Genomic DNA, 16,206 nt, shown 5'->3' with positions numbered 1-16,206 from the left:
TTTTTCCAGCTTGTCGTAAATAAGGTATCAATCTACTATTGATGTAATTTGAGCTCGATAATACCTGAGTTACAGCTAAGCTTAGCTTTTCACTTTTATAGACTGTGGATCCATAAAATAAAAAAAGACCAACGCTAGGAGAGTTGGTCAATAAAGATTAGAAGCAATGTGAGCAATGTCGTTGTGAAAAAATTAAGTGGAAGACCTAACTATTCACAAGTTAAAAGATAATCATTATCATTTGACTTGTCAACCCTACGAAGATTGCGGTTACTATTTATTCATACTAAAAATCAGTAAAGTGTTTTACTTTAAAGAAATCAAAGTCGAGATTTTATTATTAATAACAGTAAGATCACTATTTTTTTATTTAGTATTTATTATATTTTCCTTGAGTTTAAATAATAATTCCACTAGAAACTGGATCTATTTTATAAAAGTAGTATGGTATTAAATAACTACTGGAAATTATAAATAAAAAATATTTATAATTAATTTAAAGAGGTCTAAAGTTTAATTTAAATAAGGAAAATTGAAGTGGATAATAATCATAGATTTTTTTCTGAAGAAGTGTGTCCTAAAACTGCATTATATGGTCAATTTTATGGTGACAACCATTATGCAGGACGAGAGTATGAGCGGAAAATATATTATGGAAATAAATTCCCCAAAACTAAAAAAGGTTTTTATTTTAAAAAATTAATGAATTTTTAATTATAAAAATAATAAGAAAATTATATGGTGTCATTTTTAATAGAGACGTGTGATCCTTTAAAATGATACATATTTAAAAATACGTTGATGATTATGTAAATTATGAAAGTCATGATACTGAAAAATAACATCACAGTAAGAATCATTATTGAGTCTTTTCAATATCAATATATTGATAACATTGTTATAAAGATTTGATAGGTTCACCTTAGTTATTTGGTATTAAATGAATATAAAAATTACCGATTTTATTTAATAAATGTAATCATCGACGTATGCGATAAGTTGTACATAAAATTCTCGTTTAGTACCTGCTACTGCGATATAAAAGAAAGAAAAAATCCTTGTGCTTGGGGGCGTTAGTATAACCGTATAACATATATTTTGAATACAATTAAAATATAGATCAACTTATTCAAAGTAATAATATCTTCTCATGAAAGAATTTATCCTAGAATAAAAAATGAGTCATAAATCATAAATTTTTTGTTTAAATAAACAGTATAAAATTGCATTTTATTCAAGATAAGCTTACTATTTTTAATCAGTAAGTGCTCTATCTCTTAGTGTGCTCAATTTATGCAATATCTTGTTTTAAATATGGTTTTGGATATTTGTGCTTTTTATATTGACAACCTATTTTCATTTAGAGGTGACTCGTGAAAGGTAAAAGACTTTTTATTATTCATGGATATACTGCATCTCCAGAAGACAACTGGTTTCCATGGTTAAAAGAAAAACTTGAAGCTTTAGGATATCATGTTGATGTTCCTGATATGCCGGAATCTAATTCACCTGATCCTAAAAGGTGGCAACAACGACTTATTGATGCAAATATTAAACTCGATGAAGATACTATCCTTGTTGGACATAGTCTAGGTTGTATTACTCTTTTACGCTTTCTTTCTGAGCAAGCCTCTGAAAATACAAAAATCGGTGGGTATATTTTAGTTGCTGGTTTTAACCGTGAGCAGGATAATTTGCTTGAATTAAATTCTCATATTTGTGAGGATTTAGATTATAACAAATTAATTAAGATATCAGACAAGAGGGTATCAGTAATTTCATCTAATGATCCAGCTGTAGATCCACAAGCTTCTAAGGATTTAGCTAATAGCCTACAAACTAAAATTTTTATTGAAGATAATGCAGGGCACTTTCTTGATAGAGATGGATATACTGAATTACCAATATTACTTGATATTATTAATAATAATTAGAAAAAGTGAAATAAACAATTAAAGTAACAAACTCCACACTATTAAAAATTTAGTTATACCATTATCTTTATGGCTTTTGTATCAGGTAATGAATAGAAAAAGGGTAATGCGATGTACTAAAGAAATGTCGATTTTGAGGGATTATTTGTCACCGTTTTACCCTTTGTAAATTTTAGACATAAAAAAACTAACCCTAATAGGTTGGTTTTTCTAAAGAATTTTGGTCAGCATGATAGAGTTTGAACCTACGATCCCTGACTCTGAGCCTAATTATTGTAATTCTTTGATCATAATAACTAATGAGTTAGTGAGCTATAGAGAGTTTTACTTCTATTTAATTCTAGCAATTGAAAAAAGGACTAAGATATATCCGTTCATGCTACTTATTACCAAATCATAAATCACGTCGAGTTGTACATTCTCCTTTATCAAATTTATCTAGCACTATAAATGTAAAATGTTTACTATTTTCTTCTTTGGGAAATAGTATAAAAGTACTTCAAAAATATACTTATTATATCTTTATTTATGAGACTCAATTTATTCTTGTATCACTAGCAAATATCGAAAATACATATCATCATCATTTTATGAAAGATAACTATAAGCGATATTAGATTTATGCAATTTCACAATGTGATACTTCAACCCATTGTACGTGGTTTTCTGTTTTTCCTTTCGGAAACTGAGCTAAGTCTGAAACTATTAAGGGGGCATTTGGTTTTGTATTATTAAGTGGTTTTGAGTATATGATATTCAAAAATACAAAGAAAAGTTGTATTTTTTACTAAAATAATATTTGAATTTATTTAAACATAAGTGGAATTTTTCAATATATTGGCTATATTTATAAACAGGATGAATATTAAGAGATATAAATATGAAAAATAATATATTCTTGATTAGTATAGCTAGCTTAGTTTTATCTGGCTGTAGTTCAGGAACTGAAAATTCTTTTGAAAAATTAACTAAAATAGTCACTAATCTAAGTTCATATTCAGCTGAGGTTGATGAATGGAATGATTATGGTACTAATTTGAAAAAAAATGGTATTAAATATGAAGATGCCAATTCATCAGACCAAAAATTTGTACAAAATAAAATGCAATCAGAATATGCCAATGCAATAAACCATGTTGGATCCGCATTTACTATTACAGAAGAGTCGAAAGAAGAGTTAGCTAAAGAAAATCAAGGTTATAGGTTTATATATAATAAAATTATTACTGTAAAAGATATAAGTAAAAATACCACAATAGGTTATTGTGTTAATTATGATTCAGAAAGAATCATTGATGGTCAGGTAAAATCAGAAGATAAAGATAAAAAGAATTTTATTTATATAGATAAAAATAGGCCGTTATCTATCTTCACTGGTAGTAGCGATTTTATAAAAGTCGTTTGTGGTGATGATTTCTATAAAAAATATAAAGGAAAAGATGTGGATTAATTTAAATCATTACTATTTTTTCCCTATAAGTGGCTTATTACTGACTGAGCAAATGGTGATTCGTTTGAGGCAAGTTTTTTGTCACTTTAGTTTCCCTTATTCAACATAATCTCATTTAAGCATTAACTTAATTTAACCGATAAAAGTCTAAATCTTTTTATTGAATTTAGACTTTTTTATTTATTACTAATTTATTATTAAAAACACATTTCTCATTTCATTATCATTTGGTAGTGAAATAGTTGTTTTTGTCATTTTAGATATCTTTATGGATGTATATTTCGACTCGTTTTATGAGTGATCAGGACAGAATAGCAAGAAGAAAAGGGCAGTTTTATGAGCTAAAGAAAGGGTGATTTTGAGAGATGATTTGTCGTCGTTTTACCAGAGTTTTACCAGTAGCAAATTTCAGACATAAAAAAACCAACCATAAGCGGTTGGTTTTTCTAAGGAATTTTGGTCGGCATGATAGGATTTGAACCTACGACCCCTGACACCCCATGAAACCGACTTTAAGTTATCTAACACTTTGATTATAAATATAAATAATGCGTTTATATGTGATTGCATACAGTGCTAGATATACATAATATGCATTATAAGAATCAATGAGTTAAGGGGAGTTTTACCACTATACTTATGTATGTTATCTCAGATTTGAGTTAACAGGTTTCGTAGGTAGAATATAACCAAATATGATCGTCTGCTTTGAGCGAGGAGCGGACGTTGGCACGATGGTGATGCGTTAACCAGTAAAGGCTTCTTCAATGGTGAAGTGGTCGACAGAATTTAGACGGATGTAACTACAGCGCTAAGTATTATGGCGATGATATGTTTACTATTTTGATACTACACTTGCGAATACAGGCGTCCAAGTTAAGTCTTTTTTCTGGTTGTTTATTTGCTTTTAAATGGTATTAACATGAGTAAAGATGACTATATTCTTCGGGCACTATCAAAAATCTCTCACAAGCGCTGGGAACACTACATTATCAACCGAATTTTTCACAGATTGAATGACCCTGAGCTTGAATTCGTTTGCCAGCAGTGTATTCGAAAGGAAGGGCACTCTGGAAAAATTTATCTTGCAGACCTGCTTTTTCCGCAGCTGAAGCTGTATCTTGAAATAGATGAGGCGCACCATGATAGTGATGAAGCTAAAATGGCTGACAGAATCCGCTGTTTGGACATCATGGAAGCGACAGGATTTATTGAAAAACGAATTCCAGCCAATAACACGACACTGGACAAGATTAATCATCTTGTTGATGAGTTCATCCTTTTTGTTAGGGACAGAAAAGCCCAACAGGAAGCCCAAGGCTTATTCCGTCCTTGGGACTATAACAGCCGTTATACCGCTCAAATACACATTAACGCAGGATTTCTTGAAGTAGGTCCTTACGCTGCATTCCGATATCACAGGGATGCTTTGCAGTGCTTTGGTTATGGAGATAAAGGACACCATCAATCAGGTAGCTGGCGGGTACCTGAGACTATTGTAAAGGCGATTGGTTTGAGCGGAGATGTTATGGTTTGGTTTCCGCGTTTATATAAGGCGGGGGAGTGGGACAACTCACTTTCAATTGATGGTGATCTGATAACGGAAAAAAGCCTTAATTCAACACGTAACTATAGGGAAACATGGTGTTATCGTATCGTAATGGCTCATTCTCGTGATGAACTGAATCGGATACTATATCGATTTCTTGGTGTTTTCACTCAAGATGAGCAACTATCATCTGAAGGGGTTAACGTTTTCAAGCGGGTAGATACACGCATCAAGGTTTATACAGCACAAAAGTAACTCTGCATTTTGTAGCTTAGCCATAATTAAATCTCCTGCGATGTAGAAATTTAATTATGGCTATAATCCTGAACGAGCGAAAAGTGGAAGTTCACAGTTGTTCTCAAAATTGATGGAGGTATTACTAACATTACAGCATATTATCAATTGTGAGCATGTCAATTACACACCTTATGGATCGTCGCAACAAGGAGAATTTATGGATAATCTAACGAGGAATCAGCATTTTATATCTCAGACAGAGCAGCGCAGTAACTGCATTGATGAGAGCAAACCAAAAGATAAGCAGCGAATCTACAAATTTGAAATTGCAGATCGAGAAAATACGGTTGTTCGCTTGACAAATACTGAAGGCGTCAAGATAAAGAAGAACCTTTCTTTTAATGATCTCTTTAGTTTCGATGTGAAAAGCTCAAAGTTAAGAAAGAATTTAGAGGATTTCTTTCATAAATTTGAAATGGACTTAGGACCAGCAACTGATCTCCTTATCTCCGAGTCCAAGTTAAATTCTGGAAGCGATGTTTTGAAGGGTGCCACTGAACGAGTGCTCAAAGCAAAATTCATGGGGTGGATTAGAAACCCTTATTTGATTGTTCAAACAATTAATATGTATAAGGGATTGGTGGGGATGCATCCAACTGATCCTCTTTTGCTAGCACACTTCTCCGAGATTCGTACAGGAAAAAAACCTCACTTGGCCGAGGTTTGCACCGAGTTTAGGGTGACGAGTGAGCTATATTTCCAGTGGTTGGAGATTCTTTTTCTGGCGTTAATGATTCCACCTGGAGCAACAAAAAGTATCCTAGAGTCGACTGTTGAGAAGATTGTTGAGTCAAAGGGAAATATGGGTTATTTGATAATAGCGACCTTTGACGATATTCCGGGCTGTAGAGTCGCATTGCCAGATACAGGCTACCTTCAAGGAACTAATGATCCCTATCATAATATGTTTCTTTTTAATTTGAGTCGTAGTGCGTTTGCTTCATTCAATGTGGTGGACTTGTCAAAGCAGAACCTTGTAAATATTCCGCCACAAATAAGGGGGAAAGTAGAGTCGTTCAACATAAAATTCTCAGCACAGCATCATCACAATGATATGAGGTTACTAGAATTTTTTAACGGGCTGTCCACCTATCAAGCCAATTCTCATATTTTTTGTGCTGACCCTAAGATTTTCGGAGTTACTACTATTTTATGAGTACAATTGTTTTAGGTTGAGTAGTAGTAAAGCCCGCTATTGGCACAGAACAGTCTGTCAAATTAGAATCAACTCTATATCATACCTGTATTAGCTCAAATCTGAGCTAATCCGACTTATGCAATCTCACAATGTGGCACTTCAACCCATTGTACATGGTTTTCTGTATAAATCTTGGTTGACTCTGCATCACTATGAGCCATTCGAGCTTGTGGATCAAAACCACGTTGTTTAAACATAAAGGCTGCTAATGCTCTTATTTCATGAAAGGTTGGTCTTTCATCTAAAGGTAAATGACTGGCAACGCCCACTCGATCACGTAGTGCTGAAAATGCACGGCTAAGGTAATCAGGTGCGACTTGTGTTGGATGATTAACTTCTTTACTCACCTTATTTGGGATACGAGTAGGTAGTCTATGCACAATATAAGGGCTTGCCACATTGTCACGGCTATTATCGATAATATCCTTAAGTGCTTTGCCTATGGGGATCGCAATATGAGATGCCTCTTTATGTTGCACTTTTTGTCTGTGAATATAAATCATCCCGTATATTCCATTTAAGGGTTCTTCATACCATAAACACCCACAGATGCCTTCTTTGGGGGCTTTGATATTGTATTTTATGCGTGACACTTCAAGCCTTGCTTGTGTCGTTTGCAACGCCAGATCCATTGCTGTCCTTAACCAAGGTTCTGCAGATGCTCGAATTTTAAGAAAATCATCATAAGATAATCTTCTACGTTTTTTCCCATCGACTCTTTTCATTTTCTTACGTTCAGCGGGATTATCAAACATAAGAGATTCATCCATTGCGTAACTAAAAATTTTCTTTAGAAAGCTTACCTTACGATTTTGTACATTAGCAGAAGCATCGGCATGATATTCATTAATATAGCCATTTACATGTTCCAGTGAGATTTCATTCGCGGGGATATCTTTAAAAAAGATCTTAATTCTTTCTAAGTCATTAACCCAGTTACTAAGTGTACTGTCTGATGGTTTCTCATCATTAGTGATCCGCAAAAATAACTTATCTAAATGTTCTGAGAGAGGGAGGGCCTCTCCATATTGCCCTCCCGAGTCAATAATTAATGAGTTAACAGAAACGCATTTTTCTGGTCGCATAATATTGTTGTATTCTCTGGCTATTGCGATAGCTTTTGCTTTATCTGCACCAATGCATTTTCTTAAACCATTAGTTAATGTAAGGCGATATTGTTTAACTGATTTATCAAAATAAAGAAAGTCAGGTAGATGCCTAAATTCCTTTCTTCTCGGTCTACTGGCCATATTACGAAGCCCTTATTAACTCATCGACACATGAAGAAATAACGGACTCAATACCCCAACGTTCGGATGAATATATCCAAACAGAACAATCAACGATTTTGCCTTTTAATAAACCTGTTTCTACCCATTTTTTTATGGTTCTATTATCTGGAATAGAGCCTACTTCAAATTCTCGTTTAGCCCACGCACTAGCTTTCATCAGTTTTCCGTTCATTTTGGTCTTGCCTCATCATCAATAAAATAAGTCGGTCTGCTGTATCACAGGAGTGTTTGATTTCAGCGTCAGTGCATGGTCTATTTCTTACACTGAACGCTAACCGACCTAATTTAATATCAAAACTTGTTAATAATTGGTTCCCTGGTTGCCAAGGTGTTAATAATTTCATGGTGGTTACCCATTGGTCTTGAATAAACCACCATGCTAATAACAACGAAAAGTAAAAACTGATTATGCTTAATCAACTTTTTACTCGAATAATTCCCTCTACTGGATAGCACTCTGCAATTTTTCCTTTGGTCGCGAGTACCTCTTTATCAATTAAACAATTTTGTTCATCAGGATAAATGTAGCCATAGGGTTCGAACTGACAATTTACCGAACTACATATCAAAAGGAATAAACCAAACATTATTGTTCACTCCTCTGTTGCTCAGCGGGAGAGGGTTGAAGTTCAATTTTGACGTGCGCTGGAAAATCGTATGAAACATGGCAACGTCTATCTGTTGAAACAAAGCCATGTGTGCCATCAGGTAATGTGATCTTTACGGCTTGGTCTTTTTGTTGGGAGTGTCTTAGCATTGGTCTTGCCTCTTTGTGACATGTCACTTAATGAATAATAGCTGTATTTATAGGGTGCCCCAGTTGTAGCAATAACGCTTTTTGCATTGATGAAAGTGCTTGCTGTTCTTGCTCTGTGACATTTTTTGTTGATGCTGTAGACCATTCGATACTGCATTTATTGGTTGCTTCATCATGGGTAATAACAACTTCTAACTTCATGGCCATAACGTTTATCTCCTGATAATGCGCCCAATAAAGGGCGCTATTATGAATTAACGAACCATTAATGATCGGTCACCAACTTCTAAGTGAGCACCAGGTATTTCAATTCCGTTTTCAAGCGCTTCTTTGATGCCTTTTTTATCAGGCGCGGTGATGGTTTGAACATCAACCAACTCATCCGGTAATAAAGCCTCATTGTCGATAATGACTCGAACAACACCAGCTCTAGCAGTGAATGTATTTTTTGTTGTTTTTAATTTATCTAATCCTGAAGCCAATAAGCAGTTAAGAGCATATTTCTTTAGGTTTTTAGCTTGGTTTTCGAATGATTTTTTACGATCAGATAAACGTTTAGATTCTTCATCCAGTGTTTTAGCTTGACCTTCGATATTGCGAACGTGGTGCATAATTGCATCCAATTTATCACCTAACTCGCCCTCGATACCTGCCAATGTATCTGCGATATCTTCAGCAGTGAATTCTCCTGTTTCAACGAGTTGTTGTAATTTTTCGTAATTGGTCGCCAGTGCGATAGCAGTAGTATTGGTCATTAGATTGCCTCTTCTTTATGTTTCAGTTGGTCTAAACACTCTTTTTCGATTTGGTTTAATCGACGTAAACGGCCGGACAAATATTTCTCATAATCGTTGTCACGACGCTCTTGAGCTGATTTGATATGTGCAGAAATTTCGCGCGTTAATGTGGATGCAATGCCTCGCAATTCATTCTCAGTAACAGCACTACGCATAACTTCCGTATGTTTAGTAAATTTCTCGTCTAATTCTTTGCGAATACGTGTGATATCTTCCGCTTTTTCACTCGCGTTTTTGATTTCAAACTCAAGCTTATTACTCGCTAAGTATTCAGGGTTATCATGCATACCCATAAAGACATCAGAGCTAAAGCCAAGCATTGATAGGGCTTTTTTGATTGCATCAGTTAGTGATTTTTTAATAGCTTCACCGTCAACCTTAATGCCATAGTTAGTTTGATAGCGGTATGGTGTTGCACCATAACTTTCAAACTCACCGCGGGTTTCACATTCGATGATGTACCAAAAACGGATCTTAATTGAGTGGTTTTGTTCGCAGAATAACGCTCCATCACCATCACGTAAAAAACGGGTTGCAACTTGTTTATTACGTTCATCGAGAACAGGTTCTACAAGAGGCTTTCCATCAATAAATTTTTCTTCAAGGACTTCATAACCCCAACCTTCACCAATAGGGCCGAATATTTCAGTCGCGCGCATAAACATGTAAGTGCTGTTTATGCTAGTTCCTACAAATCCCATACCTTCTAATGGTTTAGTAAAGCGAGGGTCTGTACGTTGTACTCTTTTCCAAATACTTAGGTTATTAGCATCACTCGCGTTAAGAACTTCATCAATAACACTGGCACGTTGCTCAAAATTATCGTGTGGTACTGATGGTGTTTCAGGCTCTTTAGGTTTTTCAGTTTGCTCAATCACTTGAGCTGTTTCTTCTTTAGGCGCTACTTCTTGCTTTTTACGCGAACGTTTAGGCTTAGTTTCTTTCTCAACTGCATTTTCTTTGGATACTAAAGAGGCATTATCTGTTTGAGTTAACTTAGTAGTCATTTCTTCTTTTTTAGTGTTGTTAGATTTGCTAATGCCCAAATGCAGATCAATCAACTCTTTTCGTGCATTAGGATTATCTAATAACTCAGGTTGTTTTTTACTTTCAGCTATTAATGCAAAAATCTTTTCACGAGGTATATCTAAGATGCCAGCTGTTGTGCGTAAATCCATTGACCAGCGTTTCCATGCTTTGTCGTCATCATCTATCAGCTCTTTGGCTTTCTTTACTTGAGAGGGAAGAACATTATTAGGATCAAAATCATCTAACAGCGCTAAGGCGATTTCAGTATCTATAGTTGTGTAGTTACGCTTGATAGAAGATATTTCTTCTTGTGGTTGCTCTGATTCTTCTGTCAGCCAGCTTTCACCTAGTGATTTAGCTTCTTCAACGGTGACATCTTCATTAGCAAACTCATAGATAGCCTGTGCTATTTCCATCGTTTGTTCAGCATCCATCAAAGATAACTTTGTTATTTCTGCAAGGCCTGTGGCGATATTACGAATTTTGGGATCTTCTGTGCCAGCAAGATATTTCAATGTAAAAGAGAACTCTTTGTTTGTTATTTGAGTCTTTCCAAATAACAGCAGGCTGGCGATACGAGGTTTTGTGGCTAGCTTTTTGAACTCTCTATATTCGATAGGTTTCCATTGAGTACCGTCATACTCATTTTCAACAGCAAATTTTTCATCGAAAGCATCTAAAGTAGGGCATGCAGAACCGTCAAGATGTTCGCTAATTAATGGCTCATCAGTATTAAAGTTATCCATAGCTTCTGGATATGCTTCAGATAATTTCACTACTGCAGTCGCTGTTGCCAGTTTTGCATTAGCAGTGCTTAACGCTATGGCCAACGGTACAGCACCATTGTTTGTACGAGCCTCGGTCGTAGGCTCAAATACACAGATAAAAGTTTTCATTGGTCTTGCCTCTTAGTAAGGGATTTCTTCGTCAGTTTTCGAAATGGGTTTGCCTTCCAAGCAGAGAAGCATTTGGATTTGATCTTCTAACAGGCTTGATTTCACTTGGGCATCAGAAAGAATTTTTTCTTGCTCATTGCGTAGAAAATCAATTTCAGCGTGAACGAGATCAGTTTGAGTTGGCTCTTTAAAAGGAACATCAACAGTGTGTTCTGCAATAACGAAACCTAGTCCATCATTAGGATCGGCTTTAAATGCGTAGGCGTTATATTGATAAGAACCATCGAACTGTTTTTGAGCGTGAATATAGAGTGTGACGGTTAGGCTTTCAGGTTGTGCTTTCATAGCAACTCCTTTAAAATAACGGTGATCAGTGATTTATCATTGGTCTTGCCTCTTCTAGCGTTTGGTCGCGCTAGTAGAACTCTCGGTTAGCTTTGGTCGGCGACCCGAGGTAAAGGAACCCACTTCGGTGGGTTTTTTTACGTCTGTAACTTATTGCTCGTCTTTCCGAGCCGTCATGGTCATGTCTTTGTAGCTTTGGTCTTAAATATTCCCTAGTGCTGAATAAGAAGGTCTGAACACTTACCTAAACACTTGCTGTGTTGTTTTTGTTGTTAGTAAATCTACAAGTTAAAATTGAACATTGCAAGTCTATTTTACAAATAATTCTTGTAATTATGTGTGTAAAAAATTACAAGAGCTATTAAGCCCCTGTAATTTAGTTTGAATTTTATGAAAGGATTTTAAGCGTAACGCTTGTATGTTCTAGATTGACTGAGGAGGACTTTACCAAAAATGAAGAATTGGTCTTCATCTTCTTTATCAATATCCCAATCTCTGTAATTGGGATTATCAGAGATAACGGTTAATTTATTCTTTATCATTTGAAGTCTTTTAATGTGCAATGTTTGACCAAAAATGAAAACGTAAATGCCATCACCATCAAAATAATCTATGTGAACATCTATGAAAACCTGATCTCCTGGTTCAATAGTATTTTGCATACTATCACCAACTACAGTGATCATTTTTATATGGGCGCTAGGTCTGTTGCCAAATAAGCGGAGTGCTTCATCAGATGTATATTCAATAGCTCTAATTGTTTCAATAAATTCACTTTTATTAATAATGCCAGGGCCTGCGCTTGCTTCTATATCAAGTAGTTCAACAAGATAAGAATCACTCTTACGGACAACTGGCTTATTCATTACTTCAGTTGAAACATCACTCATAAAAAACCAATGTTCTGGATATCCTGAGAGACTAGACAATGCTGTTAAATTATTACCCCTAGGTGCTGTTTTACCGCTCACCCAAAATTGCACTGATTGAGGGCTAACACCGAGCCTACGAGCTAATTCTGATTGAGACCAGTTTCGCTCGGTTAGTATTTGGCTAATACGTGTAGCTGATACTTCATTCGGATTCTTTTTCATAAAATTATATTACAAGCTTTCCTTGTAGGGATCACTTCAAGAAAAACTTGATATTATTGTGTGTTTGATTGTAAGATTAACTTGTAATTCAAAAAGGAGAAAACAATGACACCTTGTATAAAAAACAAAATTATCAATCTAGCGAGCCAATCAGAGATTGCTCGACGATTAAATACGAAGCCTCAAACAGTGCATTTATGGTTCAAAAATGGCGTTCCTGCTCTAAAGGTTTTAAGCCTGTGTGAATGCTTAAATTGGCAAGTAACACCTCATGAGGTTGCGCCAGAAATTTATCCAAATCAGTTTGATGGGCTTCCTAAATCATCATCAGTATTACAGGTATCAAATTAAAAAACTGATTATGCGTAATCAATTTTTTAGCGACAGGAGACGCAAAAATGAATTTTGATATCAACATTATCAGAGCTGAAATTGAAGATTGGGCGGTAGAACAAGGGCAAGAACATGTTGCCATTGAGATTAGTCGAGCTTACTTACGATTAGTGATTAATCAAGAACATGGTCGATTATATGCCATTGAGGATCAAACGGGTAAGGCAGATTGGAAAGCAATCAACAATAACCGGCAACAGATATTCCGCTGGTTAAGAGGTGATTCCCGTGCATCTCAAAGAAAGATTGCGGAGTTAATGCCAGCGATAGAAATGGCACTACCAGCTTCGAGGTTAGCTCGAGTACGTGGAGATACAAAAAACTATTTAGCAACCGTGGCCATTCAGCGTTTTGCTGATGCTATGACTGAAATCTTATTAGAAGGTCGTGACATGTCACACCAAATAAACAATGTAGTACGTGCATTAAATGAGATATCACGCCCGACCAGCGTGCATTAATTCAAGAGGCAAGACCAATGATTAGATCAACTGAAAAAATCACATACCGTAATGGGTTTATGCTGAATGATAAACCTGCCCATATATCAGAAATTAGGGATATTTTTGAGGGTAGACGTGTTATCGCATTGTTAGTTTGGGAGCAGTATGAGAAGCAGAAACAAAAGTTATGCTTAAAAAAACTAACTGCTGATCAGTATAAAAATGCTTGTCATGATATAGCTAAATCGTTGGGGGTGTGAAGTGAGAGCCTCCGATTTGTTATTAGACTTTGGACGTCCTGTTGCTTATTTCCCCGGGCTAGTAAAACGTTTGGGGAGTGTAAATGCTGTAATATTTTTTAGCCAAATATTTTATTGGCAAGATAAAGCTGACTCTAAATTAGGTGTTTATAAAACATCAGAAGAAATTGAATCTGAGACGGGTTTAAGCTACCGAGAACAGCTTACGGCTAGAAAGCATTTAGTTAGCAGAGGTATTTTGGTTGAGACTAATAAACGCTTAGAGCATAAGATTTATTATCTAATTGACTGTGAAAAATTAGATTATGTCATGTCACAACCTATTGAAAATGCCCCAAATGCGCAAAGCGCAACTGGGGAAAGTCACAATAGTGATTTCGCGGAACAACAAAACGAACGACCGCGACAAGACAAAACTGACGGTGGCGATGAAACAAATCCGCAGTTCGATCCTACAGAGATTACTACATATATTACTACAGATATTACTGATGGTACGTCAGGAGAACCTGACGACAAAAAATCGTCATCAAAAATTAAATTGAATTATGAAAATATTATTAATTCATATCACGATATTTTGTCTGATATGCCAGCCATCAAAGTGATGACTGATGAGCGTAAACGGAAGCTAAGAAATTTCTGGATAAAATTTAAATTCAATCAAGAGCGCTGGGAAAATTATTTATCGTATATTGCCAGTAATTGTCGATGGATGATGGAGGATCGAGATAATGGGCGAGGGGGTACATGGCGACGTAAAAATTTAGATTATTTAATTACGGAACGTTGTTATGTTGCGGTCAAGGAGGAACGTGCTAATGACAAATGATTATTTCACCCCTCCATACAATCTTGAAGCAGAGCAGGCTGTACTAGGTGGCTTGATGATCAGCACTGACGAAGATAAGCGTCAACATGTGATATCACTAGTTAAATCAGGATCATTTTATTCAAGACCTCACAGTCGAATTTTTACAGAGATTGTGAAGTTAATAAAATCTGACTACCCAACAGATGTTATTACAGTTAGTGATTCTTTAACTCGTAGTGGTGATTTAGAAAAAGTTGGGGGATTTGCCTACATAGCGGAACTTTGTAGATTACCCTCAGTTGCTAACATTGTGAACTACGCTCGGATTGTACGAGACAAGGCGATACAGCGTTATGCTATCAACAACCTGAATACCTGCGTTGAAATGCTAATGGCGAATGATGGTCTTGATATCAACAATAAACTATCAAATGTTCAGCAGGTTGTATCAAGCATTATCGAACACGCTAAAACAGGAAAGAGTAAAGGATTAAGACCTGCTCTAGATGTTGTTGGAGATTGGCTTGATGATGTTGATAGGCGCTTTAGTGATCCTAAAAATGCGGTGGGTTTTACTTTGGGTATAGAGTCACTGGATGAGTTAATGGCTCCCAAACAGGCATTAAGAGGATCATTAATTGTTGTTGGTGCAAGACCTAAAATGGGTAAAACCGCATTCTATAATCGTGTTGCAACTCACTTTGCATTAAACCACAAGTTACCTACATTGCTTTTCAGCCTTGAAATGACAGACCGTGGGATCATTGAACGAATGATCTCTCAAGAAGGCGATGTATCTGCAGATATTTTTTATACAGGTACACATGATGATATGGAAATGGCTAGGGCATTAGCCAGAGCAAAAGAGATTGCAGAATCGAATATGTATATCGATAGCACTCCTGGTATTGATCTTAACCATATCATCGCTGAATGTCGCAAGGTTAAACGAGCTAAAGGGCAAATAGGCTTAATAGCGATTGATTACCTGACTCTTATCAAAGCTGGGCAGGCTGAACGTCGTGATATTGCATATGGTGATATTACTACGGGGTTAAAAAATCTAGCAAAAGAAATGGATTGCGTTGTCCTGTTATTAACCCAACTTAACCGTAAATTGGAAGATAGGGCAGATAAACGACCAACACCCGCTGATAGCCGTGATACAGGGCAAATTGAGCAAGATTGTGATGTATGGATTGGTTTATATCGTGATGCTGTTTATAACGATAATGCTGATAAATCTCTAATGGAAATTCTTCTCAGATTAAATCGTGATGGAAATACTGGTACCGCTTATGCTCAGTTGGTGAATTCTTATATTAAAAATATTAGTAAGGGGGAGGCAGAAAGGTTGTCATTTAAAGGAAATGATAATAGAAAAAGCTATGCACGAAAAGGACAACAAGCTACAGAAGCATTTTAGATAAGTTAATTAGGGCTCGACCAAGCTATTAAGTTAAATATTAGAGGCAAGACCATGACAATTAAAGACTCTCTTACTCACGAATCTCTTGTTCGTGATAATCACCCCATATTACCCGACGATGGGTTAGACCATACACTGTGTCATATTGATCGCCTCCATGCATCAGCAAGAGCGAGAACAAAAGCACCTTATCAACCTAAGGTTAAACCACAAAAAACGACGATGTAAT

At 35.8% G+C, this 16,206-nt stretch carries 20 protein-coding genes; 11 read left to right on the top strand and 9 right to left on the bottom strand.

The features are described from left to right. The first annotated feature begins 537 nt into the window (after positions 1-537). The 5 genes from QSH13_RS02225 to QSH13_RS02205 all read left to right on the top strand — a co-directional run bounded on the left by QSH13_RS02225 (position 538) and on the right by QSH13_RS02205 (position 6,386). Positions 538-714, top strand: coding sequence for a hypothetical protein (locus QSH13_RS02225; RefSeq protein ID WP_185901974.1), 177 nt, complete (start codon positions 538-540; stop codon positions 712-714). A gap of 659 nt (positions 715-1,373) precedes the next feature. Then, the gene (locus QSH13_RS02220; protein WP_286038755.1) at positions 1,374-1,934 is read left to right on the top strand and encodes an RBBP9/YdeN family alpha/beta hydrolase; all 561 of its coding nucleotides are present in this window, start codon (positions 1,374-1,376) and stop codon (positions 1,932-1,934) included. A gap of 880 nt (positions 1,935-2,814) precedes the next feature. Then, positions 2,815-3,384 (top strand): hypothetical protein, encoded by a 570-nt coding sequence (locus tag QSH13_RS02215; protein ID WP_286038754.1) that lies wholly within the window; start codon positions 2,815-2,817, stop codon positions 3,382-3,384. A 922-nt stretch (positions 3,385-4,306) separates the two neighbouring features. Next, positions 4,307-5,188: an AbaSI family restriction endonuclease gene (locus QSH13_RS02210; protein WP_152964544.1), complete on the top strand. Its 882-nt coding sequence runs from the start codon at positions 4,307-4,309 to the stop codon at positions 5,186-5,188. A 199-nt stretch (positions 5,189-5,387) separates the two neighbouring features. Further along, positions 5,388-6,386: a hypothetical protein gene (locus tag QSH13_RS02205; RefSeq protein WP_201972818.1), complete on the top strand. Its 999-nt coding sequence runs from the start codon at positions 5,388-5,390 to the stop codon at positions 6,384-6,386. Positions 6,387-6,502: 116 nt separating this feature from the next. Here QSH13_RS02205 and QSH13_RS02200 read toward each other — a convergent pair whose 3' ends face one another. From QSH13_RS02200 to QSH13_RS02160, 9 genes are all read right to left on the bottom strand, one after another. Continuing rightward, complete coding sequence (locus QSH13_RS02200; RefSeq protein ID WP_060557151.1) at positions 6,503-7,678, bottom strand: tyrosine-type recombinase/integrase; 1,176 nt, start codon at positions 7,676-7,678, stop codon at positions 6,503-6,505. Between the two features lies 1 nt (position 7,679). Further along, positions 7,680-7,877, bottom strand: coding sequence for a hypothetical protein (locus QSH13_RS02195; protein ID WP_223310084.1), 198 nt, complete (start codon positions 7,875-7,877; stop codon positions 7,680-7,682). Further along, positions 7,867-8,064 (bottom strand): hypothetical protein, encoded by a 198-nt coding sequence (locus tag QSH13_RS02190; RefSeq protein WP_286038752.1) that lies wholly within the window; start codon positions 8,062-8,064, stop codon positions 7,867-7,869. Before QSH13_RS02190 ends, QSH13_RS02195 begins: the two co-directional genes overlap by 11 nt. Positions 8,065-8,306: 242 nt before the next feature. After that, on the bottom strand, positions 8,307-8,477 hold the full coding sequence (locus QSH13_RS02185; RefSeq protein ID WP_004250514.1) for a hypothetical protein: 171 nt from the start codon (positions 8,475-8,477) through the stop codon (positions 8,307-8,309). Between the two features lie 27 nt (positions 8,478-8,504). Then, entirely contained in the window at positions 8,505-8,684 is a 180-nt protein-coding gene (locus tag QSH13_RS02180) for a hypothetical protein (RefSeq protein ID WP_004250516.1), read from the bottom strand. Between the two features lie 47 nt (positions 8,685-8,731). Continuing rightward, positions 8,732-9,232, bottom strand: a complete 501-nt coding sequence (locus QSH13_RS02175; RefSeq protein WP_020945462.1) for a siphovirus Gp157 family protein — start codon at positions 9,230-9,232, stop codon at positions 8,732-8,734. Further along, on the bottom strand, positions 9,232-11,199 hold the full coding sequence (locus tag QSH13_RS02170; protein WP_286038751.1) for a phage-associated endonuclease: 1,968 nt from the start codon (positions 11,197-11,199) through the stop codon (positions 9,232-9,234). Before QSH13_RS02170 ends, QSH13_RS02175 begins: the two co-directional genes overlap by 1 nt. A gap of 12 nt (positions 11,200-11,211) precedes the next feature. Further along, positions 11,212-11,544, bottom strand: a complete 333-nt coding sequence (locus tag QSH13_RS02165; RefSeq protein ID WP_072069979.1) for a hypothetical protein — start codon at positions 11,542-11,544, stop codon at positions 11,212-11,214. Positions 11,545-11,945: 401 nt separating this feature from the next. Further along, positions 11,946-12,638: a S24 family peptidase gene (locus QSH13_RS02160; protein ID WP_109397968.1), complete on the bottom strand. Its 693-nt coding sequence runs from the start codon at positions 12,636-12,638 to the stop codon at positions 11,946-11,948. 105 nt (positions 12,639-12,743) lie between these two features. On the opposite strand from QSH13_RS02160, the gene QSH13_RS02155 reads away from it, so the two are divergent. The 6 genes from QSH13_RS02155 to QSH13_RS02130 are packed head-to-tail and all read left to right on the top strand — an operon-like array spanning position 12,744 to position 16,205. Further along, positions 12,744-12,989 (top strand): transcriptional regulator, encoded by a 246-nt coding sequence (locus tag QSH13_RS02155; RefSeq protein WP_100159634.1) that lies wholly within the window; start codon positions 12,744-12,746, stop codon positions 12,987-12,989. A 47-nt stretch (positions 12,990-13,036) separates the two neighbouring features. Further along, complete coding sequence (locus QSH13_RS02150) at positions 13,037-13,492, top strand: toxin YdaT family protein (protein WP_196544813.1); 456 nt, start codon at positions 13,037-13,039, stop codon at positions 13,490-13,492. 17 nt (positions 13,493-13,509) lie between these two features. Further along, positions 13,510-13,734, top strand: coding sequence for a hypothetical protein (locus QSH13_RS02145; protein WP_109406432.1), 225 nt, complete (start codon positions 13,510-13,512; stop codon positions 13,732-13,734). 1 nt (position 13,735) lies between these two features. Further along, entirely contained in the window at positions 13,736-14,566 is an 831-nt protein-coding gene (locus QSH13_RS02140; RefSeq protein ID WP_053087953.1) for a hypothetical protein, read from the top strand. Further along, positions 14,556-15,974, top strand: a complete 1,419-nt coding sequence (locus QSH13_RS02135) for a replicative DNA helicase (RefSeq protein ID WP_286038750.1) — start codon at positions 14,556-14,558, stop codon at positions 15,972-15,974. Before QSH13_RS02140 ends, QSH13_RS02135 begins: the two co-directional genes overlap by 11 nt. A 54-nt stretch (positions 15,975-16,028) precedes the next feature. Beyond that, positions 16,029-16,205 carry a palmdelphin gene (locus tag QSH13_RS02130; RefSeq protein ID WP_286038749.1) on the top strand — a complete coding sequence of 59 codons (177 nt, stop codon included), beginning with the start codon at positions 16,029-16,031 and terminating at the stop codon, positions 16,203-16,205. Position 16,206: the final 1 nt, after the last annotated feature.

It is taken from the genome of Proteus faecis (genome assembly GCF_030286765.1).
Lineage (GTDB): Bacteria > Pseudomonadota > Gammaproteobacteria > Enterobacterales > Enterobacteriaceae > Proteus > Proteus faecis.
Note: the sequence above shows the minus strand (reverse complement) of the source record. Positions and strands in the feature narration are given on the sequence as shown.